The sequence below is a fragment of the Pseudogemmatithrix spongiicola genome, assembly GCF_030623445.1.
In the GTDB taxonomy this organism is placed as follows: domain Bacteria; phylum Gemmatimonadota; class Gemmatimonadetes; order Gemmatimonadales; family Gemmatimonadaceae; genus Pseudogemmatithrix; species Pseudogemmatithrix spongiicola.
On record NZ_CP130613.1, the window covers coordinates 1638297 to 1665249 of the forward strand.

Genomic DNA, 26953 nt, shown 5'->3' on the forward strand with positions numbered 1-26953 from the left:
CGAGGGGCTGGAGACGTGAGACGCGCGCTACAGCTTGAGCAGCGCTTCGACTTCGGCCACGGTACCGCAGGTCATCGTCGTGCAGCCCGGCGCGAGGCGCTTCACGAGGCCGCTGAGCACGGCGCCGGGTCCCATCTCGACGAACGCGGTGCCCGGGAACCGCGCGGCGAGATTCCGCACCACTTCCACCCAGCGCACCGGGCTGGTCAGCTGCTGGTGCAACAGCGACTTCGCCGTCGCCGCATCGCCCACCGCCTCGGCGGTGACGTTGCTCCAGATGGGCCACGAGGGATCGCGCCAGCGCGCGGCGTCGAGCGCCTGCTGGAGCCCCGCGGCGGCCGGCTGCATCAGCGGGGAGTGGAAGGCGCCGCTCACCGGAAGGCGCAGCGCGCGCTTCGCGCCCGCGGCCTTGGCGAGCTCCATCGCCTGCTCCACCGCGGCGACCTCACCGGAAATCACGATCTGTTCGGTGGCGTTGTAGTTCGCCGGCACCACGACGCCCCGCGCCGAGGCCTCGCTGCAGATCTCTTCGATGGTCCGCGACATCTCGCCAAGGATGGCGGCCATCGCGCCCGGGACCTGGACTCCCGTTTCGTACATCAGCTCGCCCCGGCGTCGCACCAGCTTGAGTGCGTCCTCGAGCGACAGCGCGCCTGCGGTGTGATACGCCGAGAACTCGCCAAGCGAGTGGCCGGCGGCTCCCTGCACCTTCGCCGCGACGTGGTCCTTGACCACGGCCCACACCGCCGCACCGTGCGCGAGCAGCGCCGGCTGGGCGTTGTGCGTGAGCGTGAGCTCCTCTGCCGGCCCCTCGAAGCACAGCGTGCTCAGCGGAGCGCCCAAGGCGGCATCGGCGCGGGCGAACACGTCCCGCGCCGCCGGGAAGGCCTCCGCGAGGTCCTTCGCCATGCCCGGCTTCTGCGAACCCTGCCCCGGGAAGAGGAGGATCATCAGAACCGCACCACCATCGAGCCCCAGGTGAAGCCGGCGCCGAAGGCCACGAACATCACGGTCGTGCCCTCCTTCACGATGCCGGCCTTCTGCGCCTCGCTGAGCGCGATCGGAATCGATGCCGCCGAGGTGTTGCCGTACTTCTCGACGTTCACGAACACCTTCTCCATCGGGATGCCGGCGTGCTTGGCCGTGGCCTCGATGATGCGGATGTTCGCCTGGTGCGGAATCAGCACGTCGATGTCGGCGGCCGAGAGCTTCGCGCCATCGAGCGCGCGGTCCGCCGCGTCGGCCATCGACCGCACGGCGTTCTTGAACACCTCGCGCCCGGCCATCTGGATGTAATGCGAGCCCTCGAGGATGATCTCCGGCGTCACGGGTGCGTTGCCCGCGCCCTTGGGGCGATGCAGCAGGTCGGCCAGCGTGCCGTCCGAGCGCATGTAGGCCGAGAGGATGCCCCGCTGCTTCGTGGCCTTCTTCACGACCGTCGCGCCGGCGCCGTCGCCGAACAGCACGCAGGTGTTGCGGTCCTTCCAGTTCACGATGCGGCTCAGGACTTCGCCGCCGATCACGAGGATCGTCTCGTAGCTGCCGGTCGCGATCAGCCCCTCGGCGATCTGCGAGCCGTAGAGCCAGCCGGAGCAGGCGGCGTCGATGTCGAAGGCCACGGCGCGGGTCGCGCCGAGGGCGGCCTGCACTTCCACGGCGGTGCTGGGCAGCAGCCGGTCCGGCGAGGCGGTGCCGAGGATGATCGCGTCGAGTTCGGCGGCGGTGACCCCCGCGGCGGCCATCGCGTCCCGGGCGGCCTGGGTGCACAGTGATGTGAGGTTCTCACCCTCGCCCGCGATGTAGCGCTGCCCGATGCCCGTGCGCTCGCGGATCCACTCGTCCGACGTGTCGATGCCGATCGACGCGAAGTCGTGGTTCGTGAAGACGCGCTTCGGCACCGCGTGTGCCGTGGCGGTGAGCATCGCGAACGGCCGCTTCATGCGTGCACCTTCTCGCCGATGTGGCGGCTCATGCCGCTCTCGACGGCGCGCAGGCCGGCCTTGATGCCGTTCTTGATGGCCTCAGGGCTGGACTTGCCGTGGCAGATGATGCTCACGCCCTTCACGCCGAGCAGCGGGGCGCCGCCGTACTTGGCGTAATCGAGGCCGCTCAGCGCCTGGCCGAGGGTCTCCTTCGAGACCCCCGCCTTCAGCATCAGGCCGCCGAAGAGCTTGGGGACGGCCTCGTAGAACTTGAGCAGCACGTTGCCGGTGAAGCCGTCGCAGACCACGACGTCGATGGGGCCGCGATCGCAGGCGCCCATCGCCACGTCACGTCCCTCGACGTTGCCGATGAAGTTCAGGCCGCTCTTGAGCAGCAGCTGATGCGCCTCCTTCACCGCGGCATTGCCCTTCTCGGCTTCCTCACCGACCGACAGCAGGCCGATGGCCGGATTCGGCCGGCCGAGGATGTCCTTGGCGTAGACGTGGCCGAGCTGCGCGAAGTTCACGAGCTCCTGGGCGGAGCAGTCCACGTTGGCGCCGGAGTCGAGCACGACCACCGGCTGCGTCGCCGTGGGGAACACGGTGCCGATGGCCGGCCGCTGCAGCCCCTCGTGCAGGCGCAGCACGAACACCGACGCGGCCATCTGCGCGCCGGTGTTGCCGGCGGACACGAACGCATCGGACTTGCCCTCGGCCTGCAGCTTGAGGCCGACGCCCATCGAGGAGTTCGGCTTGCCGCGGATGGCCACGGAGGGCTTGTCCGTCATGAGGATGACGTCCGGCGCGTCGATGATCTCGAAATGCGCGGCGGCCGCCTGGGCCTCAGGCCCGGCGGCAGCAAGCTGCTTCGCGAGTTCCTCACGGATGACCGCCTGCTGCCCAACGAGCTGCAGCGTGTGGTCAGGGCCCAGTTCGGTTGCGGCCAGCAGGGCCGCCGCAATCGGGGCATGGGGCGCGTGATCGCCCCCCATCGCGTCCAGCGCGATGCGAGCCATAGTTAGGCGTCGCGCGCCGCAACCCGCTGTTCACCCGCGTAGAACCCGCACTCCTCGCACACATGGTGCGGGCGCTTCATGGCGCCGCACTTCGGGCAGGCCTGGATGTTGATCTTCGGCGCCACCTTGTGGGTGTTGCGCGCGCGCTTCTTGCGCTTGGAGGTACGGCGCTTCGGGACGGCCATCGGAGTCTCGGTCTACGGAGTGAGTGAAACGGTAGTTCGGGAATCAGCCCTGCGTGACTGCCGGTGAGCAGGCGCAGGGTCCAGCATTGAGGTCCGCCCCGCACGATGCGCAGAGTCCCTTGCAGTCGGGACGGCACAGCGGCAGGCCGGAGGCGTCGAGCAACCACTGCTCGCGGATCGCGGGCCGGAGGTCCAACGCCATCCCGCCCTCAGCGAGCGGGTAGACATCGGGTTCGTCCGCGTTCTCGTCGTCCGCGTCGGCGAAGATCAGGTGGGCTTCGTTCTGCACCACCGACTCCACCGGCGTCAGGCAGCGACGGCATTCGCCAGCCGCGGTTCCGTGGAACCCGCCGGAGAAATAGAACCGTCCCGCTCCCGCCCCGCTGAGACGGCCGGTGACCCGGACCGCACCCAACGGACGGACGTCGCCCTCCATCCACACCGGATCGTCGGCGGCGAGGTCACCTTCGACCTGCACGGCCCCCTGCGAAATGGTGCGGATGGGGAACGAAAGCATAGCCAAGTAAACTAATCGCCCGCCGACGGCTAGGTCAAGCGGGTAACTTGGCGTGGGAAAAGGACTTGAACGGACAACGGGAGCCTCGGGACTCGCTGCGCCCCTGAGGCTCCCGTCTCGCCCCGCCGGACCTTAGATGGTGTCCGCTTCGGCAAAGAAGAAGCGGCTCTCCCGCACCGCATTCTCGTCGGAGTCCGAGGCGTGGATCGCGTTCTTGCCCTTGGACTCTGCATAGAGCTTGCGCACGGTGCCCGCCGCGGCCTCCGCCGGGTCCGTGGCGCCGATGGCGTCACGCAGCGCGTGCACAGCGTTGTCCTTCACGAGGACGAACGGCATGCAGGGGGCCGAGCTCATGAAGTCGACGAGCTCGCCGAAGAACGGGCGGCCGCGGTGCACCGCGTAGAACTCCTCGGCCTGCTTCTTGGACATATGCACCACGCGGGCAGCCTTGAGCGTGAAGCCCTGGGACTCGAGGTGGGCGATGATCTTGCCGGCCTTGCCCGTGTTGAAGGCGTCCGGCTTGATGATGGAGAACGTGTAGTTGAGGGCCATTGATGGCTCAGATGTGCAAGAGGTTAGGAACTGCCACTGATTTGCCACGGAGGCACAGCGGCACGGAGGATTGCGCGACGCGACCGAGGATTACGTCGCAGCCCTCTGTGTCTCTGTGCCTCTGTGGCAAGGTTGTTCACCCTACTTCAGACGCGCCTTGATCAGCTCGACGAAGTCGATCGGACGCGCGGCGACGCCCATGCCGGCGGCCTTGAAGGCCTCGATCTTCTCGGCGGCCGTGCCGGCCGAGCCCGAGATGATCGCGCCCGCGTGACCCATGCGGCGGCCCGGCGGGGCCGTCTGGCCGGCGATGAAGCCCACCACCGGCTTCTTCATGTGCTTCTTCACGAACTCCGCCGCTTCCTGCTCGTCGGTGCCGCCGATCTCGCCCATCATCGCGATGGCCTTGGTCTTCGGATCCTTCTCGAAGGCCTCGAGGCAGTCGATGAAGTTCGTGCCGTTGATCGGGTCGCCCCCGATGCCGACGCAGGTGGTCTGGCCGATGCCGGCGCGGGTGAGCTGGTACACGACTTCATACGTCAGCGTGCCCGAGCGCGAGACCACGCCCACCGGGCCCGGCGTGCAGATGCGGCCCGGGATGATGCCGACCTTGGACTCGCCCGGCGTGATGAGGCCCGGGCAGTTGGGGCCGATGAGGCGGACGCCGCGCTCCTTCACGAAGGGATAGACCTTCGTCATGTCGAGCACCGGCACGCCTTCCGTGATGCAGACCACGAGCGAGACGCCCGAGGCGGCCGCTTCCATGATCGCGTCGGCCGCGAACGGCGGCGGCACGTAGATCACGCTGGTGTTGGCACCAGTCGCCTTCACGGCGTCAGCCACGGTGTTGAAGATCGGCACCGTGCCCTCGAACTTCTGGCCGCCCTTGCCTGGCGTCACACCGGCGACGACCTGCGTGCCGTATTCCATCATCTGCTTGGCATGGAACGAGCCGTCGCGGCCCGTGATGCCCTGGATGACGAGCTTGGTGTTCTTGTCGATGAAGACGCTCATCTTACTTGCCTCCCTTGGCCAGCTCGACCGCGCTCTTCACGGCCGTGTCCATGTCGCTGGAGGCGGAGAATCCGTTCTCCGTGAGGATCTTCATGGCGATCTCTTCGTTGGTGCCCGTGAGGCGGATGACGATCGGCACCTTCAGCGGATTCGCCTTCGTGGCCGTCACGATGCCGTTGGCCACGTCGTCGGTGCGCGTGATGCCGCCGAAGATGTTGAACAGGATGGCCTTCACGTTCGGGTCGGCCGTGATGATGCGCAGCGCATTGACGACCTTCTCGGGATTCGACGAGCCGCCGATGTCGAGGAAGTTCGCCGGCTCACCGCCGTAGTACTTCACCAGGTCCATCGTCGCCATCGCGAGGCCGGCGCCGTTCACCACGCAGCCGACGTTGCCGTCGAGCTTGATGAACGTGAGGTTCGCATTGCGCGCGTCCACCTCGGACGGCTCTTCGCTCGACTCGTCGCGCAGCGCGGCGATCTCCGGCTTGCGGTCGAGTTCGTTGTCGTCGATGACCATCTTGCCGTCGACGGCGATCAGCTCGCCCGTCGGCGTGACGACCAACGGATTGATCTCGGCCAGCGAGCAGCCGGCGGCCATGAACGCGGCGTAGAGCTGCTGCATGATCTTCGCGGCGGCGCGGGCGAGCTTCACGTCCTCGTAGAGGAAAAAGCCCATGCGCATCGCGTCATAGGTCGGCAGGCCGTAGCGCACGTCCACCGGCACGTAGAGGATCTTCTCCGGCGTCTTCGCGGCGACCTCTTCGATGTCGATGCCGCCGGCGGCGGACACCATGAACACCGGCTTCTTGGTCGCGCGGTCGACGATGATGCCGACGTACGCTTCGCTGCCGATGTCAGCGGCGATCGTGACGAGCACCTTCTCGACCGTGAGGTCCTTGATCTTCATGCCGAGGATGGCCGTCGCCTTCTCCTTCGCGTCGGCGGGCGTCTTGCAGAACTTCACGCCGCCAGCCTTGCCGCGGCCGCCGGCGTGCACCTGCGCCTTCACCATGACGGCCGTGCCGTACTTGGTGGCGATCGCCTCAGCCTCGGCGGGCGTCGTCGCGATCTCGCCGGGCGGGATCGGTACGCCATAGCCGCGGAGGATTTCCTTCGCTTGGTACTCGTGGATATTCACACGGTCTCCGTGTTGGATTCGAGTGGGGGGAAGCCCCTAAAAATAGCCGGAAGGCCGCGCCAATGGCACCGCTGCCCGCAGGAGAATCAGGGGCGCTGCAGCAGGCGGCCGAGCGCCGTCCAGGCCTCGCCGTAGGCCCGCCAATCACCGGAGTGCTGGGCGGCCTGCATGGCGTCGTAGAGCCGCGCGACGCGCTCGCGGAAGGCGTCGCCCACGGGGCTCTCCGCAGAGCGGCGCTCTCCGAAGGCCTCGGCCAGCGTCCGCGCGGCCATCACCTTGCCGCCTTGACTGACCACGACGCCAGCGAGTCGGGGTTCGCCGTCCTGGGGCCATTCGTAGTAGCTCTGCACCCACACCGGGCCACCGGCCGTGGGAATCGCCTGCACGCGTCCGCGACGTGCATCCGGCAACGAGCGACCGAAGCCCGCTTGGTCTGCGGCATTCTGCAGCGACTCGAGGATCGTCGTCCAGCGGGCCGTCTCGTAGGCGAGATACTCCGTCCGGCGCTGCGCGCCGCCACGCGCCACGAGGATGCCGAGCGTGCGTCCGGCAAACGGCAAGTCGACAGGGAGCGCCCAGCCCAAGGTCCCCGCGGAGTCGTAGGCGAAGAGTGTCGGGCCGCCAGCCGAGACGTCAGCGTCCGCATCGTCCGGGCGGGCGAGCCGCCGGATGCCGAACGAGTCCGCGGGGAACCCCACGTGCGCGAGCCCGCTGCCCTGCACCGTCATCCAATCGACCGCCGGCGGTCGCTCGCGGCGGATCCACTCCGGGGCCGCCGCGAGCGGCGTGAACGTCCCGCTGGCCATGCCCTGCCAGGCACGCATGATCGCCTCGGGCGTGTCCGTCGGGATGACGGTCAGCTGCCCAGTCTGGGCCTGTACCACCACCGTGGCCGCATGTTGGATGTAGTGGTACGGTCTCCCGTCGAGCAGCACCGCCTCGCTCAATGGGTAGCGCCGCGCCGTGATGAAGCCTTCGACGAACCAGTACAGGGAATCGCCGCGCACATGCGGGGTGATCGTCGGACCAAGCGTCAAGAACGGCAGCAGACGTCCGATGCGCGACCGCACGTCGCGCGCGGTCATGAGCCGCGGGCGCGGCGACGGCAGTTCACGCAGCAGCAGGCGCGGATCCTGCTCGGCCCAGGCCAGCGCGATCCGCTGCGTGGTCGTCTCGAATGCGGACGCGGCGACATCACCGCGGCGGTCCGGGACGAGGCGCGAGCCCTTGGCGTCCGGATGCACCAGGACGGCCGGGAGGCGACCATCGCCCAGCGACGGCGCGTAGAAGGGACGACCGCTGTCATCGGCGCCGGCCGCAACGAAGCGATGCGTACCCCACGCATCGGCCTCGACGTCGCGGCTGCGGTGCACGGCGATGGCCTCAAGCCCGGTCGCGGTGGACGCCCACCCGAGCGTGACCGTCGTGTCGCGCCGCCGGCCACCCTCGGCGAGCTCGACGAGCGCGGCGGGATCCCACGCACTCACGCGGCGGCTCAATTGGTCGGCGGGCACCACCGCCACGCTGTCACGGGCGATGGCATCGACGCCGAAGGCGCGCCGCGTGTAGAGCGCCGCCGTGTTGCGATACGGGCGCGCCGCCGCGCGTCCCTGCGCCGAGTACGGTGCCAGCGGCCGCTTGGCGATCACGGGCAGCAGCGCGCTGGCGACCGGGCCGATCAGCACCAGCGTGCTGAGCATTACCAACGCCGTCCGCACGTATCCGCGCCACCCCGCGTAGACGAGCACCGTCGCGATGGGCAGCGTCGCGAACGCCGCCAGCGCGCGGTACGGCAGCGCGATGCGATGGTCGAAGGCGCTGAACACCGCCTCCGTGGTCGCGTCCAGCCAGACCCCGCTCCCGGGCGTCATCCGTTCGAAGCGATCGATGCGCCAGCCCCAGCCGATGAGGGCGACCAGCGTGCCGGCCAGCACGGCGAGATGACGACGCACCCAGGTCGACACGTACAGGCCGTTCGCCGTCCACCGCAGGCTCGGCGTCAGGGCGTACAGCGTCGTGACCAGCGCACCGAGCACGAGCGTGAGCAACATGGCGCGCGTCTGCAGCGCACGTTCCCACGGCAACCACGCGACATAGAACCCGAGGTCGCGCTGGAGGTACGGATCGACTTCGCCGAAGCGCACGCCATCCCAGGCGAGTGCCGCCTGCGTCCAATCCTGCGGGAGTGCGGCGAAGCCCAAGGCGACGAGCACGGCCAGCACGAAGGCCAGCCAGGTCAGGCGGCCGGCCGGGATCTCTTCAGGAATCTCGAGTCCGCCAAGGCGCGACGGCAGCACGAGCGAGACGATCGACTGCCTCACGGCGACGAAGTGCGCGAAGGCGTACGCGACGGCAATCGTGAACGCGCCGGCCCGCAGCACGACCAGGGTGCTGGCCTTCGTGCGCCACAGATCGTCGAAGCCCAAGGACTGATGCAGCGCCCAGTCCGCATACTGGCCGGCCAACCAGCGGCCGGCCAGGAGGGCCAGCGCGCCTGCGGCGAGGAATCCGTAGAGTCCGCGCCGTCCGCGCATGGTCAGCTCAGTGCGCCGAGGCCCCGACGCGCACGCCGCGCGAGGCCAGCCAGCCCTCGACCTCCGCGCGCAACGCAGCCAACCGCGCCTCGCTCGACGCCTCGAAGCGCAGCACGAGGATGGGCTGCGTGTTCGAGCTGCGGATCAGGCCCCAGCCGTCGCCGAACAGGATGCGCACGCCATCGACGTCGCTGACGTCGTACTTGGCGCGGAAGTGCGCCAGCGCCTCGGCGACGATCGCTTCCTTGCGGTCGTCGGGGCAGTCCACGCGGAGCTCTGGCGTGGAGACGAAGCGCGGCACGTCCGAGAGCAGTGCCTTCACCGATCGCTTGGCATCGGCCACGATGCGCAGCACGCGGGCCGCCGCGTAGAGCGCGTCGTCGTGGCCGTAGAAGCCTTCGGTGAAGAACATGTGGCCCGACATCTCGCCGGCAATCGGCGCCTTGAGCGCCTTCATCTTGTCCTTGATCAGCGAGTGGCCGGTCTTCCACATCACCGGCTCGCCGCCCGCCTTGCGGATGCCGTCGGGCAGCGCCTGCGAGCACTTCACGTCGAAGATGATCGGCTGCCCCGCCCCGGTGCGCGCGAGCACGTCGCGGGCGTACAACAGCAGCAGGTAGTCGCCCCAGATGATCGTGCCGTCGCCGTCCACGATGCCGATGCGGTCGGCGTCGCCGTCGAAGCCGATGCCGATCTCGCTGCCGGTCTCGCGCACGCTGCGGATCAGGTCCTGCAGGTTCTCGACGACCGTCGGATCGGGATGGTGGTTCGGGAACGTGCCGTCGCTCTCGGCGAACAGCCAGGTGGGCGTGAGCCCGAGTGCGGCGAAGAGCTTCGGCGCCACGACCGCGCCCACGCCGTTGCCGCAGTCCACGACGACCTTCATGGTGGACGGCAGCGGGCCGATCTTCTGCGCGATGTCGGCGACATAGCGGTCGACGATCTCCTCGCTGCGGACACCGCCCGTACCGCTGCGGAACGTGCCGGCCTCGATGATCTCGCGCAGGCGCTGGATGCCGGCGCCATGCAGCGAGCCCGTGCCGACGCAGCACTTGAAGCCGTTGTACTCGGGCGGGTTATGCGACCCGGTGATCTGGATGCCCGCGACCACCGGGAGGTGATGCAAGGACCAATAGAGCAGCGGCGTCGGCACGACGCCCACGTCGATGACGTCGAGGCCGCTCTCCGTCAGCCCCCGCACCAAGGCATCCCGCAGGGCGGAGCCGCTGGGGCGGTTGTCCCGCCCCACGGCGACCGCCCCGCTGATGCCACGCTCGTGCAGCAGCACGGCGTAGGCGCGCCCGATGGCCAGCGCGGCCTCGACCGTGAGGTCGTGGCCGACGATGCCGCGGATGTCGTACTGTCGAAAGATCCCCGCCGCGATCACCGCGGCTGCCCCTGCGCGTTCACGTCGGACAGCACATCCGCCTCCAGCGGCTTGACCCCGGCGTTACCCGTCGCCCACTTGGCGACCGGACCGGGGAAGATACCGAGGGCGAGGATGGCCGCGGCAGCCCCGGCCAGCACCACGCGCGTGAGGACGCCAGCCGACTGGGGCGCCAGCGCCTGCTCGCCGCGCTCCTGCATGAACATCGCGCGGACAATCTGCAGGTAATAGCCGGCGGACACCAGCGAGGTGAGGACCAAGATGACCACGACGACCTGCAAGCCGACGTTCGACGCGAGGGCGGCGCCAAGGAGGTACCACTTGGCGAAGAAGCCCAGGCCGCCGAAGACCGGGAAGCCGAGCAGCGAGAGCAGGTACACGGTCATGCCGACCGCCAACACCGGCCGCGTCTGCCACAAGCCGGCGAAGTCCGCCGTCGTGACGGCGCGCTCGCTCCCGTCCTGCAGGATGGTCACGACGGCGAAGGCGCCGAACGTGGCCAGCGTGTAGGCAAACAGGTAGAACACGAGGGCCGCCGACCCCGCGCTGGAGAGCGCGAGGAGCGTGACGAGGAGGTAGCCCGTGTGCGCCACGCTCGAGTACGCGAGCATGCGCTTCACGCTCTGTTGGCGCAGGGCCATCACGTTACCGACGATCATGCTCGCGATCGCCACCCATGCAAAGACGGTCGGCCACACCTTCACGAGGTACAGCGACTCGTACCAGATGCGCGCGAAGCCGGCGAATACCGCCGCCTTGACCGCGGCGGCCATGAAGGCCGTGATCGGCGTCGGGGCGCCTTCGTACACGTCGGGCGCCCAGGTGTGGAACGGCACCGCCGCGACCTTGAAGAACAGGCCGATGGAGAGCAGGCCCACGCCGACCAGCAGCATCGGGTGGTCACCCAGCGTGTACCGCAGCACGATGCGCGAAATCTCGGTGAGTTGCGTCTGGCCGGTCGCACCGTAGATGAGCGCCATGCCGTACAGCAGGAAGCCCGTGGCGAAGGCGCCGAGCAGGAAATACTTCAGCGAGGCCTCCGCGGCCTTGCCCGAGCGCCGATTCATGCCGGCGAGCACGTACACGGCCACCGACATGATCTCGAGGCCGATGAAGAACGTCATCAAGTCGCGCGCGGCGGCGAGGACCATCATGCCGGCGGTCGCGAAGAGCACGAGCACGTGCATCTCGCCGTGGGCGATGCCGTGGCGCTCGTTGTACTCGATGGCCAGCGCCACCGTGCCCATGGCGGCGAGCAGCACGACGATGTCGACCGTCCAGCGCAGCGAATCCGCGGCAATGACGCCCGGGGCCGCCGACGCACCGGCAAGCGCGTACTTGATGGTCGCGGCGAGGGTCACGGCCAACACGACCAAGGAGCCGACGCCCACCGTACGCTGATGGGCAAGCGATTCCGGCTTCCACGCGGCCACCAGCATGAGGATCGTGGCGCCGGTGAGCAGCAGGATGTCGGGCAGCAACGCCGTGGCCAGCTGCATCGGGAACGCAAGATCGTAGGTCATCGTGCGGCCTCCGCGGCAGTCACCTGCGCCGGCTCCACCATGCGCACCAGGCGCGCGGCGGCGGCTTCGGTCTTCTCGAGCACGGGCTTGGGATACACGCCGATCCAGAGGATGCCGGCCACGAGCGGCACCAGCAGGCCGATCTCGCGCCAGTTGAGGTCCATGCCCTTGAGCGCCTGGTTCTCAGGCTTCACGAGCGGATTGTAGATGATGCGCTGCACCGCCCAGAGGAGGTACGCGGCGGCGAAGATGACGCTCGTCGCGGCGATCACCGCATGGAACGGCGCCGTCTTGAACGAGCCGATGAGCACGAGGAACTCGCCGATGAAGCCGTTGGTCCCCGGCACGCCGATGCTCGAGAGCGCCACGATCGTGAGGAACACGGCGAACACCGGCATCACCTTGGCGATGCCGCCGAAGTCGTCGACGAGGCGCGTGTGGCGCCGCTCGTAGATCATGCCGATGAGCAGGAACAGCGCGCCCGTCGACAGGCCGTGGCTGATGGTGACGACCAGCGCGCCCTGCATCGACTCCACCGTGGCGGCGAAGATGCCCAGCATCACGAAGCCGAGGTGCGAGACCGACGAGTACGCGACCAGCTTCTTGAAGTCCGGCTGGACCAAGGCGACCAGCGCGCCGTAGACGATGCCGATCACCGCGAGGGCGAGCATCAGCGAACGCACGCCCGGATGCATGGCCGCCTCGGGGAACAGCGGCAGCGCGAACCGCACGAAGCCGAACGTGCCCATCTTGAGCATGATGGCCGCCAGGATCACCGAGCCCGCCGTCGGGGCCTCGACGTGCGCATCGGGCAGCCAGGTGTGGAACGGCCACATCGGCACCTTCACGGCGAAGGCGATCGCGAAGGCGCCGAAGAGCCAGAGCGAACCGCTCCACTCGCTCGTGCGCGACAGCGCAAGGATGGCGTCGTAGCTGAAGTTCGGCACGCTGCCCTGCGCCGCGGCGATGCCCAGCCAGATCACGGCCACGAGCATGAGCAGCGAGCCGAGCATCGTGTAGAGGAAGAACTTGAGGCTCGCGTAGAGCCGGCGCTGGCCGCCCCACACGCCGATGATCAGGTACATCGGCACGAGCATCACTTCCCACATCACGTAGAACAGCACGAGGTCCAGCGAGACGAACACGCCGATCATGCCGGTGGTGAGCAGCAGCAGCAGGCCGTAGTACCAGCCCGTCTTCTCGCGGATGCTCGTCCAGCCGCCCAGGACGGCGAGCGGCATGATGATGGTCGTCAGCAGCACCAGCATCAGGGCGATGCCGTCGAGGCCCACGTGGAAGCTGACGCCCCACTGCGGGATCCACGGCAGCTGCACTTCGGCCTGCCAGGCCAGCGCCGCCGGATCCACCGACCACCAGAGGCCGAGGGAGAGCAGCGCTTCGAGCACGAAGATGCCGAGGGCCAGCTGGCGGTCGGCGGCCATGCGGGCCTGCGCGTCGCCGGTGCCGGAGAGCGCGCGGCCGAAGAGCACGAGCGCGCCCAGCACGGGAAGCCCGAGCAGGACCGGCAGGATCCAGCCGTTATAGCCGATGGAGTCGAGGAACGCGGTCACGGTCGGATCAGAAGAAGGTGAAGGCGCCGAGCACCATCACCGCGCCAAGCACGAAGATCCAGGCGTAGGTCCCGACGCGCCCGGTGTGCAGCTGCGCGCCCGCCCAGGCCAAGGCCTTGGTGAAGACGGCGCTGCCATTCACGAGAAGTCCGTCGATCAGGCCCACGTCGATGCCCTTCCAGAGCACCGTGCGCGACACCGCGACCGTCGGCTGGACGATGGCCTTGTCGTAGCCCTCGTCCACGTACCACTTGTTGTACAGCGTCTTGGCCAGCCCCTGCTCCGCCGGCGACTCCTTGGCCGGCTTGAGCGCCTCCGGCTTCAGCTTCGCGAAGGCGAAGGCGATGCCGGCGACGGCGATCGCGATGGCCGTGCCGATCAGCACATACTCGGTGCTGTGCGAGAGATGCGCGGCCTCGCCGTGCGTGACCATCAGCTCGGCGGCGCCGGTGACCGGCTCCAACCAGTGATGCAGCACGCCGTCGGCGCCGAGGAACCCGAGGATCGGCGGGATGTTGAACCAGCCGCCCGCCAGAGACAGGACGCCGAGCACCACCAGCGGCCCGGTCATGATCCACGGCGCTTCCTTCAGGTGCGGCCGCTCGGCGTCGCCCGTGCGGTTCGGTCCATGGAAGGTGTACAGCATCATGCGCGTCATGTAGATCGCCGTCATCAGCGCGGCCGCGAGGCCCAGCGCGTAGACCACGTACAGCACCACGCTGCCCGGCACGCCCAGCAGCGCGCCCTCGGCCAGCGTCGAGCCATGCGTGCGCGCGAACACGCTCGCGAGGATCTCGTCCTTGGAGAAGAAGCCCGAGAAGAACGGGATGCCGGCGATCGCCAGCGTCGCGATCCACATCAGGTAGAACGTCACGGGCATGTGCGCCTTGAGGCCGCCCATGTTGCGCATGTCCTGCGCGTCCTCGTGCTTGTGCGTCGCGTGGTACGCCTGGTGCATGGCGTAGATCACGGAGCCCGAGCCAAGGAACAGCAGCGCCTTGAAGAAGGCGTGCGTCATCAGGTGGAACACGCCTGCCGTGTACGCGCCCACGCCAACGCCGACGAACATGTAGCCGAGCTGCGAGACGGTGGAGTACGCGAGCACCTTCTTGATGTCCCACTGCTTGAGGCCGATCGTCGCGGCGAACACGGCCGTGAGCGCACCGACCAGGGCCACCGTGAGCTGCGCCGTGGGCGCCAGCGCGAAGAGCAGGCCCGAGCGGGCGATCAGGTACACACCCGCCGTCACCATCGTGGCGGCGTGGATGAGCGCCGAGACCGGCGTCGGGCCCGCCATGGCGTCCGGCAGCCACACGTACAGCGGGATCTGCGCCGACTTGCCCGTGGCGCCGAGGAACAGGAACAGCGCGATCGCCGTCGGCACCAGCGCCCCGACCTCGACGTCGCCCAGCGCGCCCTCGAGGCCCGTGAAGCTCAGGGTGCCGAAGTTCGCGAACATCAGGAACATCGCGACCAGCATGCCGAAGTCGCCGATGCGGTTCACGATGAAGGCCTTCTTGCCGGCGTCGGCGTTGGCCTTCTCCGAGAACCAGAAGCCGATGAGCAGGTACGAGCAGAGTCCCACGCCTTCCCAGCCCACGAACATCAGCGGGTAGCTCGAGCCGAGCACCAGCAGGAGCATGAAGAAGACGAACAGGTTGAGGTACGCGAAGTAGCGCGGATACCCCGGGTCGTCCTGCATGTAGCCGACGGAGAACAGGTGGATCAGCGAGCCGATGCCCGTGATGATCAGCACCATGACCATCGAAAGCTGGTCGAGCTGGAAGGCCACGTCGATGCTGAGATCGCCGGTGGGCATCCACTGGAACAGCGTGAGGATGTAGGGATCCTCGATGTGCGCGGCGCGCATGGCGCCGAAGATCGCGACGGCGAGGCCGAAGCTCAGCAGTAGGACGCCGGGGCCGATCAGCGAGACCAGCTTGGCCGCAGGATGGCGCGCCGCGTGATGGTCGTCGTGCCCGTGGTCATCGTGGCCATGCGCCGCATGGCCGTGGTCGCCGTGCGCATGTTCAGAGGCGGCCGTCGGGTCCGCGGGACCCGCGTGCGCGGCGTGCTTCAACGAGAGGAACCCGTTGAGCGCGAAGCCGAGCAGCGGCAGCACCGGCAGCAGCCACGCGAAGCGCGCGACCGTGTCGGCCAGCGGATGGCCCATCTCGGGGGGAGGAGTCTGGATCATCAGCCTTTCAGCAGGTTGATGTCATCGAGGTTCACCGACTGGCGGTGACGGAAGATCGAGATCACGATCGCGAGCCCGACGGCCGCTTCGGCGGCGGCCACCGTGATGACGAAGAGCACGAAGACCTCGCCGGACGCGCCGTACACCTTGCTCAGCGCCACCAGCGAGAGATTCACGGCGTTGAGCATCAGCTCGATGCACATGAAGAGGATGATCGCGTTGCGGCGCGTGAGCACGCCGATCACGCCGATGGCGAAGAGCGCCGCGGAGAGCGCGAGGGATTCAGCCAGCATGGGTCAGCTCCTCTTGCGGCCGAGGGTGACCGCGCCGACGATCGCCACGAGCAGCAGGATCGAGGCCAGCTCGAAGGCCAGCAGTTGGTCCCTGAGCAGCACCTCGGCGATCGGGGCGATGATGCCGCCCGGCTCGTTGCGCATCGCCTCGCCGCTCGCCACCGGCAGCGTGAGCTGCGCGCTCCACTTGGCCCGCGCCAGCACCATCACCTCGGCCAGCAGCGCCGCGCCGACGAAGCCCGCCGTCACGCGCGGCAGGTTGCCGCGGATGTCGCTCACGTCCTCGGGCTTGCCGAGGTTGAGCAGCATGACGACGAACAGGAACACGACCATGATGGCGCCGGCGTACACCAAGATCTGGATGGCGCCGATGAACTGCGCATCCAGCATCACATAGAGCGCCGCCAGGCAGAACATCACGTTCACCAACCACAGCGCGGCCGCCACCGGGCTCTTGCGCGTCACGAACAGGATCGCCGAGACCAGCGCGATCACCGCGAAGAGATAGAAGTGGAACGAGAAGAAGAGCGGGAAGAACTCGTTGTTCATCCGTCACTCCCCCCGCGGGTCGGCGGGGTCCCACAGCTCGCTCACCGGGTGCGTCTGGGCCGTGAGGCGCTCGAGGTCGTACACGAACTTGTCGCGCGAGTACTCGGCGTTCTCGTAGTGGCGGCCCATGTGGATCGCCTCTTCCGGGCAGACTTCCTGGCAGTAGCCGCAGAAGATGCAGCGGAACTCATCGATCTCGAACACCAGCGGGTAGCGGTTCCCCGCCTCGTCCTCGCCGGGCACGAGCTTGATGCAGTTGGCCGGGCACACCGTCGGGCAGAGGCCGCAGGCCACGCACTTCGCCTTGCCGTCCTCGGTGGTGAGCATGCGGTGCGTGCCGCGCCAGCGCGGGGAAATGTCCCAGCGCTCGTCGGGATACTGCACCGTGACCTTATGCGGGTTCACGAGATGCTTGAGTGTGAGCCCAAGGCCCGACAGCGTGGCGCGCACGTAGCTCACCTCGCCGACCGGCCGCTCCATGACCTTCACGTTGATCGCCATATCAGCGGATCTCCTCGGGGGCCAGCGTCGCGCGCATCGGGGCGCGGCCGCGCAGGCGTTCGATTTCCTCGGGGCTCAGGCGCGTCGACGCCGGGCTCACCAAGCGGCCGCGGTCGAGCACCAGGAAGAGCAGCAGCACGCAGACCAGGTTGAGCCCGCCCATGGCGTACCCGAAGGTCGCGCCGCGGCCGAGTCCGGCCATGTCCATCACCACGATCGCGCCCGAGATGAGCACCAGGTACACCAGCGCGATCGGCAGCATCACCTGCCAGCCCAGCGACATCAACTGGTCGTAGCGGAAGCGCGGGAGCGTCCAGCGCACCCAGATGTAGAAGAAGACGAAGAAGATCGTCTTGAACGCGAACATGCCGAAGGTCGCGGCCGCCTTGGCCACGCTGTACGGACCGGTCGAATCCCAGTCCGTAAACGGGATGTCCCAGCCGCCGAGGAACAGCGTCACGAACATCGCGCTCGTCGTGACCATGTTCGCGTACTCGGAGATGGGGAACATCGAGAACTTCATCGCGCTGTATTCGCTGTGGTAGCCGGCGATGAGCTCCGATTCCGCTTCCGGCATGTCGAAGGGCACGCGGTTCGTCTCGGCGAACGCCGACACGAGGAACAGGAAGCCCGCGACCGAGAGGATGATCGCGTTCCAGGTCGAGCCCTGCTGCTGCGCAATGATCTCCGTCAGCGACACGTTGCCGCTCACGAGCAGCACGCAGAGCAGCGCCATGCCCATCGTGATCTCATAGCTGACCATCTGCGCCGAGGCGCGGAGGCCGCCGAGCAGGGCGTACTTGTTGTTCGAGCTCCAGCCGGCGATCACGATGCCGTAGACGCCGAGCGAGGCGATGCCGATCGTATACAGGAAGCCGATCGGCAGGTCGGCGACGACCATGTCCACGCGGCCCCAGGCCGTCGGCATGGGTGCGGCAAAGGGAATCACCGCCCAGGCGATGAGCGCCGGGATGAACGCGATGGCCGGCGCGAGGATGAACAGCGGCTTGTTCACGCCGCCGGGCATCGACTCTTCCTTCATGATGTTCTTCACGCCGTCAGCCAGCACCTGGAACAAGCCCCAGGGGCCCACGCGGTTGGGGCCGTGCCGGTCCTGGATCCAGCCCGAGATCTTCCGCTCGGCCAGCGTCGTGTAGGCCACGCCGACCATGTAGAGCGTGAAGATGGCCAGCATCTTGATGACCGTGAAGATCACGAAGGGCCAGAAGCCCAGCTCGAGTTGCGTCTGATCCATTACGCGGCCCCCGCCTTCGCGTCGCTCACGGAGGCACCGTAGAGACCGAGCGTCTCATAGCTCAGCCCCGCGAACGCGCGCTCGCTCTGCGCGAGCGCCGCGAACACCGCGCTGGGCAGGAAATAGTCGCTCTTCACGCCGATGGCGTTGTTGAGGTCGGCCAGGGCGAACCAGCTCGGCCGGGCCAATCCCGGCGCCGCCTTGGCCTGCAGGAAGCGCTGCACGCGGCCGCGCAGGTTCGTGAACGTGCCTTCCTCCTCGGCCACGTTCGCGATGGGCAGCACCACGTGCGGCGTCACGACGCCGTGCGGCAGCGTCGTGCCGACGACGATGATCGCGCTGGCGCGCGACACCTTGCCGAGGTCGAGACCCGTGAGTTCCTCGTCCGCGAGCACGAGCACGTCACCGTCCTTGAGGCCGGCGAGCGGGTCGGCATCGTTGCGCACGAAGCCGAGCAGCTCGGCGCCCACCACGTTCGGGGCGCGATCGGCGCGCAGCGAGAGGTCCGCCACGCCCGGCAGCGGCGCCTCGGGGCCCGTTTCGCAGCGGAAGCTCCCCTGCCCGCCCGTCTTGGCAATCAGCTGCTTGAGCAGGAACAGCGCCTCGTTCGAGAGCTTCGGGCTCGCGAGCACGAACGCCCGCTTACCGCTGAGGAGCTTGGACGCCTCGTTGTAGGCGATCTCCCAATCGACCGGCGAGAGCACGCCGGCCAGCTGGATCTTCGGCGCCTCGTTGCGGTCGGGGCGATTCATCCAGCGATAGTCGAGCCGGCCCTGGTCGCAGAGGTAGAACTGGTTGACCTGGTCGTTGGAGCGCGGCTTCTGGCGCACGACGACGTTGTCGCGCGTCTCGAGGATCGTGTTGCAGCCCTGCGTGCAGCCGGTGCACACCGAGGCCGTGCGATCGAGCTCCCAGGCGCGCGCCTTGTTCAGGAAGTCCTTGGAGACGAGGGCGCCGACCGGGCAGAGATCGATGACGTTCGCCGCCCACGGCTGCGTGAGGTCGGCGTCGCCCGCCTTGCCGATGGTCGCGCGATCGTCGCGCTCGGAGACGTTGAGCACCGGCGCCTGATGCACGTCGTCCATGAAGCGGACGCAGCGCGTGCAGAGGATGCAGCGGTTGGTGACGTAGAGGACGTCGCCGCCGAAGTCCTCGACCGGGTTGAAGCGCTTGGGCTCGCGGTAGCGCGAGTCGGCGCGCCCTTCCTGGAAGGTGTAGTCCTGCAGCTCGCACTCGCCGGCCTGGTCGCAGATCGGGCAGTCGAGCGGATGGTTGATGAGCAGCAGCTCGAGCACGCCCTTGCGGGCCTCGAGCGCCTTCTCGGAGTAGACGTGCACCACCTGCCCTTCGGCCACCGCCGTCGCACAGGACGGCGCCAGCTTCGGCATCTTCTCGACTTCCACGAGGCACATGCGGCAGACGCCGGCCACGGGGAGCCCCGGGTGGTAGCAGTAGTGCGGGACGAGCACGCCCGCCTGCTTGGCCGCCTCGAGAATGCTGGTGCCCGCGGGCACCGACACCTGCCGGCCTTCGATCGTGAGATTGACCTGCTGGCTCATACGCCCGCCCCCATCGCCACCGTGGACGAGCGCTTGCCCTTGATCAGCGCCTCGAACTCGCCGCGGAACTTGTTGATGCCGGAGGTCACCGGCGCCGCGCAGGAGTCCGACAGCACGCAGATCGTCTTGCCCGTCATGTTCTCGGCCAAGTCGAAAATGGTATCGAGGTCCTCGAACGTGCCCTGACCGGCGACGATACGCTCGAGGATCTTGGTCATCCACGCGGTGCCTTCGCGGCACTGCGTGCACTGGGCGCAGCTCTCATGCGCATAGAAGCGCGAGAGGCGTGCGAGCTGGCGCGGCATGGACTGCGCGTCGTCGAAGATGATCACGCCGCCGGAGCCGAGCATGGTGCCGACTTCGAGGAAGCCCTCGTAGTCCATCTTCACGGATTCGGCTTCGTCGATCGTGATCACCGGCACGGACGAACCGCCCGGGATCAGCGCCTTGAACTTGCGGCCCGGCAGCGGTCCGCCGCAGAGGTCGTACAGGAACTCCTTGAAGGAGAAGCCCATCACGACTTCGTAGTTGCCCGGCTTGGCCACGTTGCCGCAGACCGAGAAGAGCTTGCTGCCCGTGCTCTTCGGCGACGACAGGCACATCGCCTTGTACCACTCGGCGCCGTTGTTGAGGATGTGCGGTACGGCGGTCAGCGTCTCGACGTTGTTGATCGTCGTCGGCTGGCCGAACAGCCCGCTCACCGCCGGGAACGGCGGCTTGATGCGCGGATTGCCACGCTTGCCCTCGAGCGAGTTCATCAGGGCGGTTTCTTCGCCGCAGATGTACGCGCCGGCGCCGCGATGCACCCACACATCGATCTTCTTGCCGCTGCCCATCGCGTTGTTGCCGATGATGCCGGCGGCGCGCGCTTCCTTCAGCGCCTCCTCGAGGCGCGCGATGGGCTCCGTGAACTCACCGCGCACGTAGATGTAGGCCGTCTCCGCGCCGATGGCATACGCGCCGATGGCGCAGCCCTCGATGAGCGCATGCGGCGTCCAGCGCATGATCTCGCGGTCCTTGAACGTGCCCGGCTCGGATTCGTCGGCGTTGCAGGCGAGGTAGTGCGGCTTGCCGTCGTTCAGCTTCATGAACGACCACTTGAGGCCGGTCGGGAAGCCGGCGCCACCACGACCGCGCAGGCCGGACTCCTTCACGACGTTCTGGATCGCCACCGGATCCATCGTGAGGGCCTGCTGCAGCGCCTTGTAGCCGCCGAGTGACTTCCAGGTCTCGAGCTTGCGCGCCTCAGGATTGCCGAAGTGCTTGGAGAGCACCGGCGTCTCGCGCGGATGCGACTTATGCGGGTATCCCATTACTGCAGACCTGAGATGTAAGACGTGAGATTGAAGGTCACTGCAGGCCTCGCAGAATCTCGGGCACCTTCTCGGGCGTCACGTTCTCGACGTAGTCCTCGTTGATCTGCACCGGCGTGGCGAAACCGCAGGCGCCGAGGCACTCGACCTCGATCACCGTGTACTTGCCGTCAGGGCTCGTGAGGCCGAGCTCCTTGCAGCCCGTGTGCTCGAGGAAGGCCTCCACGACCTTGTCGGCACCGGCGCAGAGGCAGGGCGACGTCGTGCAGACCTGGATGAAGTGCTGCCCCACCGGATGCTGGTGGTACATGGTGTAGAAGGTCACGACGCCCTTCACGTAGGCGGCCGTGACGCCGAGCTGCTCGCCGATCTCGCGCATCGCGTCTTCGGAGATCCACCCGCGGTCCTGCTGGATCATCCAGAGACCCGGCAGCAAGCAGGCGCGCTTGTCGGGATAGCGGGTCTTCAGGTCGTCGAGCTCCTGCTTGCGCGCGGAGCCCGGCGTGAAGACCGGCTGGTACGGCTCGTGGTCGTGGCTCTGACCGTGGGGGGCGGCGCTAGGCGCCGAAGGTCCGTGGCTCACCGGTCGATCTCTCCCATCACGATGTCGATGGAGGCGTTGATCGCGATGACGTCGGAGAGCAGGTGGCCCTCCACCATCTTCGGGATCGCCGACAGGTTCACGAAGCTGGGCGGGCGGATGCGCCAGCGCGCCGGCTTGGCCGTGCCGTCGGACACGAAGTAGTAGCCCTTCTCACCCTTGGGGCTCTCGATCGGCACGTACACCTCGCCGATCGGCGGCCGCGGGCCTTCCATCACCAGCTTGAAGTGATGGATCATCGATTCCATCTCGCTCGTCGCCTTGGACTTCGGCGGCAGGATGATGCGCGGGTCATCCACGTTCACCGGCCCGTCGGGCAAGCGCTTCAGCGCCTGGTCGAGGATGCGCACCGACTGGCGCAGCTCTTCCTGCCGCACGAGGAAGCGGTCATACACGTCGCCGTTCGTGCCGACCGGGACGTCGAAGTCGTAGGTCTCGTAATCGAGATACGGGAAATCCTTGCGCACATCGTACGCCACGCCGCTCGCGCGCAGCATCGGACCCGTGAGGCCGTAGTTGAGCGCCTCCTGCGGCGTCATCACGCCCAAGCCCACCGTACGACCGACCCAGATCGCGTTCTTGTTGAGCATGCGCTCAACCTGATCCAGCGTCTTCGGGAAGGTGTCGATGAAGTGCCGCAGCTGGTCGGTCCAGCCTTCCGGCACGTCGGCGATCATGCCGCCCACGCGCGCCCCGCTCGTCGTCAGGCGGGCACCCGTCCAGCGCTCGAGCAGGTTGTACACGTTCTCGCGCTCCTGGAAGCTCCACAGGAAGGGCGTGAACGCGCCGATGTCGATGCAGGTCGTGCCCAGCCACACCAGGTGCGAGATGATGCGCGAGAGCTCCATGCCAATCACGCGGAGCACCTTGCAGCGCTCGGTGATCTCGATCCCGAACAGCCGCTCGGCGCCCAACGCATAGGCAATGTTGTTGCCCAGCGAGTTGAGATAGTCCTCGCGGTCCGTCCACGGGATGATCTGGTTGTACTGGCGGTACTCGCCGATCTTCTCGAAGCCGCAGTGCAGGTAGCCCACGTGCGGGATGCAGCGCACGACGGTCTCACCGTCGAGCTCGAGCACGAGGCGCAACACGCCGTGCGTGGCCGGGTGCTGCGGGCCGATGTTGATCAGCATGTGCTCGCCTTCGAACTCCGGCTCGGCGGGCGCATGCGGGCTCATCAAGCCCTCGGCGCCGAGCGGGATGCGCTGCGGCTTGCCGTCGGGCCCGAGGCCGGTGGTCGAGAGCGCGACCTCGATGGTGCGCTTGTCAGTCATCGTTGGCATTCGCGCTCACTCTCCCGTCTGCGCGCCGCCACCGAGGCGACGACGCATGTCGAGGGGCAGGTCTTCGAAGGCATCGGCGATCGAGAGCTCTTCCTTGGAGTAGCGTGCCTCGGGATTCGCGGCGAGCGCCTGGCGGAGCTGCTCCGAGCGCGAGAAGCGCCCGCGCATCGGGAAGTCCTTCCGGAGGGGATAGCCTTCCTTGTACTGCTCCCACATGAGGATGCGGCGCAGGTCGGGATGGCCCGTGAACTCGATGCCGAACATGTCGTAGCACTCCCGCTCCATCCAATCCGCGGCCTTCCACACGCCCCACACGCTGGGCACGGCGAGCGGCGTCTTGCCGTCCTTCGGCAACTCCGCCTTGAGACGCAGGAAGCGGCGGAACTTGAGCGAGCGGATGTGCCAGACGACTTCGATGGCCCGCATCGCGTCGCGGTACTCGACGGCGGTCACGTCGACGAGCATCTCGTATGACTGGTCCGGGTCGCCCTGCAGCCAAGCGGCGATCTCGGCGACCTTCGCGCGGTCCACGTATACAGTGCTGTCGCCCCAGACGACCTCGGCGCGGCCGATGGCCGAGCCGAAGCGCGCGCGCAGCGCCTCGACGCTGGGGTTCATGGCGCCACCGCGGTGGGCGATGCCCGTCGGCGTGGTCGGCTGCTCGCCCGGGTTCCCGGGGCGCACGACCGTGAAGGAGGGAGTGCTGTGCTTGCTCACGGCGCCGACCGCGTCTGATGGACCGAGTTGCCGAACGGCTCGGAGAGCTCGTCGATGCGCGACGGCGGGATGTAGAGCTGCGAGGTCGGGTCGGCCATGAACTCATCGCGCAGCGACTCGTTCGACATCCGCTCCTGCATCACCTTCTTCTGCAGCATCATGATGCCGTAGATGAGGCCTTCCGGACGCGGCGGGCAGCCCGGGACGTAGACGTCCACCGGGATGATCGTGTCGATGCCCTGCGCCACCGCGTAGGAGTCGAACATGCCGCCCGACGAGGCGCAGGCGCCCATCGAGATCACCCACTTGGGCTGGTGCATCTGCTGGTAGATGCGGCGCAGCACCGGCGCGAGCTTGAACGGCACGCGGCCGGCGCAGATGAGCACGTCGCTCTGGCGCGGCGAGAAGCTCATGCGTTCCATGCCGAAGCGCGCGAGGTCGAACTTCGAGGCCGCGGTGGCCATGAACTCGATCGCGCAGCACGCGGTGCCGAAGGGCATCGGCCACAGCGAGTTCGCGCGGCCCCAGTTCACGAGGAAGTCGAGGCGGGTGGTGATCCACCCTTCCTGCGACTGCGGGTTGTACGAGACCGCCGTCGCCGGATCCGGCTGCGTGATCAATCCCATTGCATCGCTCCCTTCTTCCACTCGTAGATGAAGCCCGCCACGAGCACGGTCATGAAGACCAGCATCGTGCCGAAGCCGTAGAAGGTCACCTGGTCGGGCGCGCACACCCCGTTCACGAGGGGCACCTTGCAGGACAGTTGCTGGAAGTACGCCGCCCACGGCACGAGCAGCACCGTCTCCACGTCGAAGACGATGAACAGCATCGCGACCATGTAGAACTTCACGGAGAAGCGTTCGCGGGCATCGCCGAGGACCGGCATGCCGGACTCGTACGGCTCCTGCTTGACCGGCGTCGGGCGGTGACGGGTCAAATAGTGCGACAGGCCCAGGATCAAGACCGCGTTGACGGCCACGAATCCGAGCAGCAGGAGAACGGGGAGGTACGTCCGTTCCATTCGGGGGGAGATGGGGGTCGGAGCGCGATTCGTGAATTATTTCACGAGCTTCATACTTTCGGGTGGGAAGCTATCCCGACGACACGCGCATTGCAACCGCTTCGTCGCCGCAACTCGTAGTGCGCATTGGACTTGGGCGTCCAATCCCGAATCAGTTCATCTGCATTGCCACGGCCGATGCAACGAACCGATTCCGGGCAATCGGGTACGACTGGCGCACTCGTTCGACTCCCCTTTCTGAGGCCTGCATGCGCCACTCGATTCGCACGGTCCTTCCCGCCCTCGCCTTCACCGCTCTCGTGCCGGCCACCGCGGCCGCACAGGCCTGCCTCGGCAACCCATCGTTCGCCACCAATCATCTCCAACTGGCGGGCGACTACACGTTCTCGTCGGACTTCGACCAGCTCGGCGCGAGCTTCGTCAGCGGTAGCAACACCGTGTTCGCCGGCCTCGGCGCGAACAGCTATTCGTACCGGGGCGGTGATCCCAACCTGCGCCTCGCCGGCACCCTCGGCTACCAGGTACCGATCACCAGCAGCAGCCGCGTGCAGGCCTGTCCCCTGCTTCGCGCCAGCTACGGTCTCGCCACCGATGACTACAACGGGACCGGCGGCGAACTCACCACGCGGTCGTACGGGTTCGGCCTCGCACTCGGTGGCACGCTGCTGCAGCGGCCGCGCTTCGCGCTGGTCCCGTCGGTGCAGGCCAGCGTGCAGCGCGATGCATTCACGGTGCGCGGCGGCTTCGCGCCGGACGACGTCAATGACACCTACGGATTGCTCGGTGTGGCACTCGGCTTCGTGATGAGCGAATCCCTGAGCCTGCGACCCAGCGTGCAACTGCCGCTCAACGCGTCCTTCGACGAGCCCCTGTTCGGGATCGGGCTTTCGTTGAACTACGGCAGGCGTCGCTGATAGCGTAGCAGCAACTGCGGAACGTCGAGCTCGACTTCCGAGGTCGTCATGTAGGCCGTCCCGCCAAGCGTGAAGGCGATCGCCTCGCCTTGGCGCTCGGCGGTGTACGGCTGCGGCATCGGGGTACGCCCGAGGGTCTCGGCGAGCGACTCGCCCGCTCGCCGCTCCCAGTAGTAGACCGCATCGTAGGTCTTCACGAGCACCTCGCGGCCGTCGGCGGAGACGTCGCCGCCGACGGCGAGCCGAAACGGCAGCTCGCCCGGAACCCGCTCGAGTGTTACCAGGACACCTGGGCGCTGCGGCGCGGGGTAGCGATAGAGCCGCGAGCGCTCCTCGCGCTTGCTGACGATGAACCAGTCACCAGTGAGCGGATCGACCAGCAGGGTCTCGGCATCGCGAGGCCCGTCGGGGTACCGGAACGGGAACGTCGCGAGCACGCTCGCCGTGCTGTCGGCGCGAGACTTCGGCTCCATCACGGCATGCACGAACACGGTATCCCAGCGGGCATCATTGTCGCCCGTCTCGGCGATGAGCAGCGTGTCCCCGCGTCGGGCGATGTCTTCCCAGTCGCGGTTCGCGACGCCCTCGACGCGCACGCGCAGCTGTGCCGCGCCCGTGGAATCGATCAGGAACAACTCCGCGTCGTTGCCTGAGTCGTTGTGGAGCCAGTAGTGACCCGGATACGTCACCGACGCGACGAGGCCGGAAGCCTCCCGCAGGTTGGCGCCGCGCAGCTCGCCGACGTCGCTGCCGTCGAGGAAGATGTTCGCGCCGCCCGTCGTCCGCACTGGCTCGCAACCCGCGACGAACGCCGCGATGGCGACGGCAGGCCAGCGGCGCATCACGGACTGCCTCGCAGCAGCTCGGCGGGAATGGGATTCGCCGGCGACTCCTGCTCCCAGAAGATCGTCACGACCCACCAGCGCGTCCCGTCGAACCAGAGCTGGAAGCTGTTGACGCCGCGCGCGAACGGTTCGGCGTCCTGCAGCGTGCGCTTGGAGTCGTAGGCGCTCATCAGGTGCACGATGTTGCCGTACCGCTCCACCTTACGGCCCAACTCGCGCTCGAAGAAGCCGTCGCGCTCCAGCAGGGGGCCGATCTCCGCGATGTACGCTTCGGCGGTCATGGGTCGGTGGACCGGCTGGCCCGTCGAACGGCTGATGCCGGTCGGGATCAACCGCGCGTGCGGTGACATGAGGGAACGGAAGCGGTCCCAGTTCCGGGGCTGGCCCGCAGGGCCGGAGATCACGTCATAGACGGCCGCCATGATCGCGTCGATCGAGTTGACGTCACGCGGGTCGGCCACCGGCGCTTGGGCAACGGCCGGGACTGCGGAGGCGGCGAGGAGCAGCGCGAGGACTGCCGGGAGGACGCGTCGCATCACGGAA

General features: G+C 67.8%; 26 protein-coding genes and 1 pseudogene. 1 reads left to right on the forward strand and 26 read right to left on the reverse strand.

Going from position 1 to position 26953, the window contains the following annotated elements; genetic code table 11:
• Positions 1-27 precede the first annotated feature (27 nt).
• From fabD to Strain318_RS07580, 24 genes and pseudogenes are all read right to left on the reverse strand, one after another.
• The gene (gene fabD / locus Strain318_RS07465; RefSeq protein WP_367885083.1) at positions 28-951 is read right to left on the reverse strand and encodes an ACP S-malonyltransferase; all 924 of its coding nucleotides are present in this window, start codon (positions 949-951) and stop codon (positions 28-30) included.
• The gene (locus tag Strain318_RS07470; protein WP_367885084.1) at positions 951-1940 is read right to left on the reverse strand and encodes a beta-ketoacyl-ACP synthase III; all 990 of its coding nucleotides are present in this window, start codon (positions 1938-1940) and stop codon (positions 951-953) included. Before Strain318_RS07470 ends, fabD begins: the two co-directional genes overlap by 1 nt.
• Positions 1937-2938 (reverse strand): phosphate acyltransferase PlsX, encoded by a 1002-nt coding sequence (gene plsX, locus Strain318_RS07475; RefSeq protein WP_367885085.1) that lies wholly within the window; start codon positions 2936-2938, stop codon positions 1937-1939. The genes Strain318_RS07470 and plsX overlap by 4 nt, the downstream gene beginning before the upstream one ends.
• A gap of 2 nt (positions 2939-2940) precedes the next feature.
• Positions 2941-3123, reverse strand: coding sequence for a 50S ribosomal protein L32 (gene rpmF, locus Strain318_RS07480; protein WP_367885086.1), 183 nt, complete (start codon positions 3121-3123; stop codon positions 2941-2943).
• 43 nt (positions 3124-3166) lie between these two features.
• Positions 3167-3640 carry a YceD family protein gene (locus Strain318_RS07485; protein WP_367885087.1) on the reverse strand — a complete coding sequence of 158 codons (474 nt, stop codon included), beginning with the start codon at positions 3638-3640 and terminating at the stop codon, positions 3167-3169.
• 132 nt (positions 3641-3772) lie between these two features.
• Positions 3773-4192, reverse strand: a complete 420-nt coding sequence (gene ndk / locus Strain318_RS07490) for a nucleoside-diphosphate kinase (RefSeq protein ID WP_367885088.1) — start codon at positions 4190-4192, stop codon at positions 3773-3775.
• Positions 4193-4333: 141 nt separating this feature from the next.
• Entirely contained in the window at positions 4334-5206 is an 873-nt protein-coding gene (gene sucD / locus Strain318_RS07495) for a succinate--CoA ligase subunit alpha (RefSeq protein ID WP_367885089.1), read from the reverse strand.
• Position 5207: 1 nt separating this feature from the next.
• Entirely contained in the window at positions 5208-6347 is a 1140-nt protein-coding gene (gene sucC, locus Strain318_RS07500; protein ID WP_367885090.1) for an ADP-forming succinate--CoA ligase subunit beta, read from the reverse strand.
• 86 nt (positions 6348-6433) lie between these two features.
• A complete protein-coding gene (locus Strain318_RS07505) occupies positions 6434-8881 on the reverse strand; it encodes a UPF0182 family protein (RefSeq protein ID WP_367885091.1) in 2448 nt (815 codons plus the stop codon).
• Between the two features lie 7 nt (positions 8882-8888).
• Entirely contained in the window at positions 8889-10268 is a 1380-nt protein-coding gene (locus Strain318_RS07510) for a phosphomannomutase/phosphoglucomutase (RefSeq protein WP_367885092.1), read from the reverse strand.
• Entirely contained in the window at positions 10265-11791 is a 1527-nt protein-coding gene (locus tag Strain318_RS07515; protein ID WP_367885093.1) for an NADH-quinone oxidoreductase subunit N, read from the reverse strand. Before Strain318_RS07515 ends, Strain318_RS07510 begins: the two co-directional genes overlap by 4 nt.
• The gene (locus Strain318_RS07520; protein ID WP_367885094.1) at positions 11788-13362 is read right to left on the reverse strand and encodes a complex I subunit 4 family protein; all 1575 of its coding nucleotides are present in this window, start codon (positions 13360-13362) and stop codon (positions 11788-11790) included. Before Strain318_RS07520 ends, Strain318_RS07515 begins: the two co-directional genes overlap by 4 nt.
• Positions 13363-13369: 7 nt before the next feature.
• Entirely contained in the window at positions 13370-15559 is a 2190-nt protein-coding gene (gene nuoL, locus Strain318_RS07525; RefSeq protein ID WP_367885095.1) for an NADH-quinone oxidoreductase subunit L, read from the reverse strand.
• Positions 15559-15852 (reverse strand): NADH-quinone oxidoreductase subunit NuoK, encoded by a 294-nt coding sequence (nuoK, locus tag Strain318_RS07530; RefSeq protein ID WP_367887940.1) that lies wholly within the window; start codon positions 15850-15852, stop codon positions 15559-15561. Before nuoK ends, nuoL begins: the two co-directional genes overlap by 1 nt.
• 3 nt (positions 15853-15855) lie before the next feature.
• Complete coding sequence (locus tag Strain318_RS07535; RefSeq protein WP_367885097.1) at positions 15856-16401, reverse strand: NADH-quinone oxidoreductase subunit J family protein; 546 nt, start codon at positions 16399-16401, stop codon at positions 15856-15858.
• Between the two features lie 3 nt (positions 16402-16404).
• Complete coding sequence (locus tag Strain318_RS07540; RefSeq protein ID WP_367887894.1) at positions 16405-16881, reverse strand: NuoI/complex I 23 kDa subunit family protein; 477 nt, start codon at positions 16879-16881, stop codon at positions 16405-16407.
• 244 nt (positions 16882-17125) lie between these two features.
• Positions 17126-18157: pseudogene (nuoH, locus tag Strain318_RS07545) on the reverse strand (NADH-quinone oxidoreductase subunit NuoH); the annotation flags it as partial.
• Positions 18157-19716, reverse strand: coding sequence for an NADH-quinone oxidoreductase subunit G (locus Strain318_RS07550; RefSeq protein ID WP_367885098.1), 1560 nt, complete (start codon positions 19714-19716; stop codon positions 18157-18159). The pseudogene nuoH and the gene Strain318_RS07550, both read right to left, overlap by 1 nt.
• Positions 19713-21029, reverse strand: coding sequence for an NADH-quinone oxidoreductase subunit NuoF (gene nuoF, locus Strain318_RS07555; RefSeq protein ID WP_367885099.1), 1317 nt, complete (start codon positions 21027-21029; stop codon positions 19713-19715). The genes Strain318_RS07550 and nuoF overlap by 4 nt, the downstream gene beginning before the upstream one ends.
• Positions 21030-21066: 37 nt before the next feature.
• Positions 21067-21612 carry an NADH-quinone oxidoreductase subunit NuoE family protein gene (locus Strain318_RS07560; protein ID WP_367885100.1) on the reverse strand — a complete coding sequence of 182 codons (546 nt, stop codon included), beginning with the start codon at positions 21610-21612 and terminating at the stop codon, positions 21067-21069.
• Positions 21609-22808, reverse strand: coding sequence for an NADH dehydrogenase (quinone) subunit D (gene nuoD, locus Strain318_RS07565; protein WP_367887895.1), 1200 nt, complete (start codon positions 22806-22808; stop codon positions 21609-21611). Before nuoD ends, Strain318_RS07560 begins: the two co-directional genes overlap by 4 nt.
• Positions 22809-22919: 111 nt before the next feature.
• Positions 22920-23630 carry an NADH-quinone oxidoreductase subunit C gene (locus Strain318_RS07570; protein WP_367885101.1) on the reverse strand — a complete coding sequence of 237 codons (711 nt, stop codon included), beginning with the start codon at positions 23628-23630 and terminating at the stop codon, positions 22920-22922.
• Positions 23627-24256: an NADH-quinone oxidoreductase subunit B gene (locus tag Strain318_RS07575; RefSeq protein WP_367885102.1), complete on the reverse strand. Its 630-nt coding sequence runs from the start codon at positions 24254-24256 to the stop codon at positions 23627-23629. Before Strain318_RS07575 ends, Strain318_RS07570 begins: the two co-directional genes overlap by 4 nt.
• Positions 24247-24651, reverse strand: a complete 405-nt coding sequence (locus Strain318_RS07580) for an NADH-quinone oxidoreductase subunit A (protein WP_367885103.1) — start codon at positions 24649-24651, stop codon at positions 24247-24249. Before Strain318_RS07580 ends, Strain318_RS07575 begins: the two co-directional genes overlap by 10 nt.
• A gap of 248 nt (positions 24652-24899) precedes the next feature.
• Here Strain318_RS07580 and Strain318_RS07585 point away from each other — a divergent pair, with 248 nt between their 5' ends.
• Entirely contained in the window at positions 24900-25565 is a 666-nt protein-coding gene (locus Strain318_RS07585; protein ID WP_367885104.1) for a hypothetical protein, read from the forward strand.
• Here Strain318_RS07585 and Strain318_RS07590 read toward each other — a convergent pair.
• Together Strain318_RS07590 and Strain318_RS07595 are read right to left on the reverse strand one after the other, a co-directional pair.
• Positions 25547-26407, reverse strand: coding sequence for a hypothetical protein (locus Strain318_RS07590; protein WP_367885105.1), 861 nt, complete (start codon positions 26405-26407; stop codon positions 25547-25549). The genes Strain318_RS07585 and Strain318_RS07590 overlap by 19 nt on opposite strands.
• A complete protein-coding gene (locus Strain318_RS07595; RefSeq protein ID WP_367885106.1) occupies positions 26407-26946 on the reverse strand; it encodes a hypothetical protein in 540 nt (179 codons plus the stop codon). Before Strain318_RS07595 ends, Strain318_RS07590 begins: the two co-directional genes overlap by 1 nt.
• Positions 26947-26953 lie beyond the last annotated feature (7 nt).

Excerpts from the sequence above, each read along its gene's own strand:
- sucD (WP_367885089.1), bottom strand. The coding sequence starts at position 5,206 with ATGAGCGTCTTCATCGACAAGAACACCAAGCTCGTCATCCAGGGCATC.
- Strain318_RS07540 (WP_367887894.1), bottom strand. The coding sequence starts at position 16,881 with ATGGAGCGGCCGGTCGGCGAGGTGAGCTACGTGCGCGCCACGCTGTCG.
- Strain318_RS07470 (WP_367885084.1), bottom strand. The coding sequence starts at position 1,940 with ATGAAGCGGCCGTTCGCGATGCTCACCGCCACGGCACACGCGGTGCCG.
- nuoK (WP_367887940.1), bottom strand. The coding sequence starts at position 15,852 with ATGCTGGCTGAATCCCTCGCGCTCTCCGCGGCGCTCTTCGCCATCGGC.
- nuoD (WP_367887895.1), bottom strand. The coding sequence starts at position 22,808 with ATGAGCCCGCATGCGCCCGCCGAGCCGGAGTTCGAAGGCGAGCACATG.
- Strain318_RS07575 (WP_367885102.1), bottom strand. The coding sequence starts at position 24,256 with ATGGGATTGATCACGCAGCCGGATCCGGCGACGGCGGTCTCGTACAAC.
- Strain318_RS07585 (WP_367885104.1), top strand. The coding sequence starts at position 24,900 with ATGCGCCACTCGATTCGCACGGTCCTTCCCGCCCTCGCCTTCACCGCT.
- rpmF (WP_367885086.1), bottom strand. The coding sequence starts at position 3,123 with ATGGCCGTCCCGAAGCGCCGTACCTCCAAGCGCAAGAAGCGCGCGCGC.
- Strain318_RS07505 (WP_367885091.1), bottom strand. The coding sequence starts at position 8,881 with ATGCGCGGACGGCGCGGACTCTACGGATTCCTCGCCGCAGGCGCGCTG.
- Strain318_RS07535 (WP_367885097.1), bottom strand. The coding sequence starts at position 16,401 with ATGAACAACGAGTTCTTCCCGCTCTTCTTCTCGTTCCACTTCTATCTC.
- ndk (WP_367885088.1), bottom strand. The coding sequence starts at position 4,192 with ATGGCCCTCAACTACACGTTCTCCATCATCAAGCCGGACGCCTTCAAC.
- Strain318_RS07485 (WP_367885087.1), bottom strand. The coding sequence starts at position 3,640 with ATGCTTTCGTTCCCCATCCGCACCATTTCGCAGGGGGCCGTGCAGGTC.
- nuoF (WP_367885099.1), bottom strand. The coding sequence starts at position 21,029 with ATGGGATACCCGCATAAGTCGCATCCGCGCGAGACGCCGGTGCTCTCC.
- Strain318_RS07550 (WP_367885098.1), bottom strand. The coding sequence starts at position 19,716 with ATGAGCCAGCAGGTCAATCTCACGATCGAAGGCCGGCAGGTGTCGGTG.
- nuoL (WP_367885095.1), bottom strand. The coding sequence starts at position 15,559 with ATGATCCAGACTCCTCCCCCCGAGATGGGCCATCCGCTGGCCGACACG.
- fabD (WP_367885083.1), bottom strand. The coding sequence starts at position 951 with ATGATCCTCCTCTTCCCGGGGCAGGGTTCGCAGAAGCCGGGCATGGCG.
- Strain318_RS07595 (WP_367885106.1), bottom strand. The coding sequence starts at position 26,946 with ATGCGACGCGTCCTCCCGGCAGTCCTCGCGCTGCTCCTCGCCGCCTCC.
- Strain318_RS07515 (WP_367885093.1), bottom strand. The coding sequence starts at position 11,791 with ATGACCTACGATCTTGCGTTCCCGATGCAGCTGGCCACGGCGTTGCTG.
- plsX (WP_367885085.1), bottom strand. The coding sequence starts at position 2,938 with ATGGCTCGCATCGCGCTGGACGCGATGGGGGGCGATCACGCGCCCCAT.
- Strain318_RS07590 (WP_367885105.1), bottom strand. The coding sequence starts at position 26,407 with ATGCGCCGCTGGCCTGCCGTCGCCATCGCGGCGTTCGTCGCGGGTTGC.
- Strain318_RS07580 (WP_367885103.1), bottom strand. The coding sequence starts at position 24,651 with ATGGAACGGACGTACCTCCCCGTTCTCCTGCTGCTCGGATTCGTGGCC.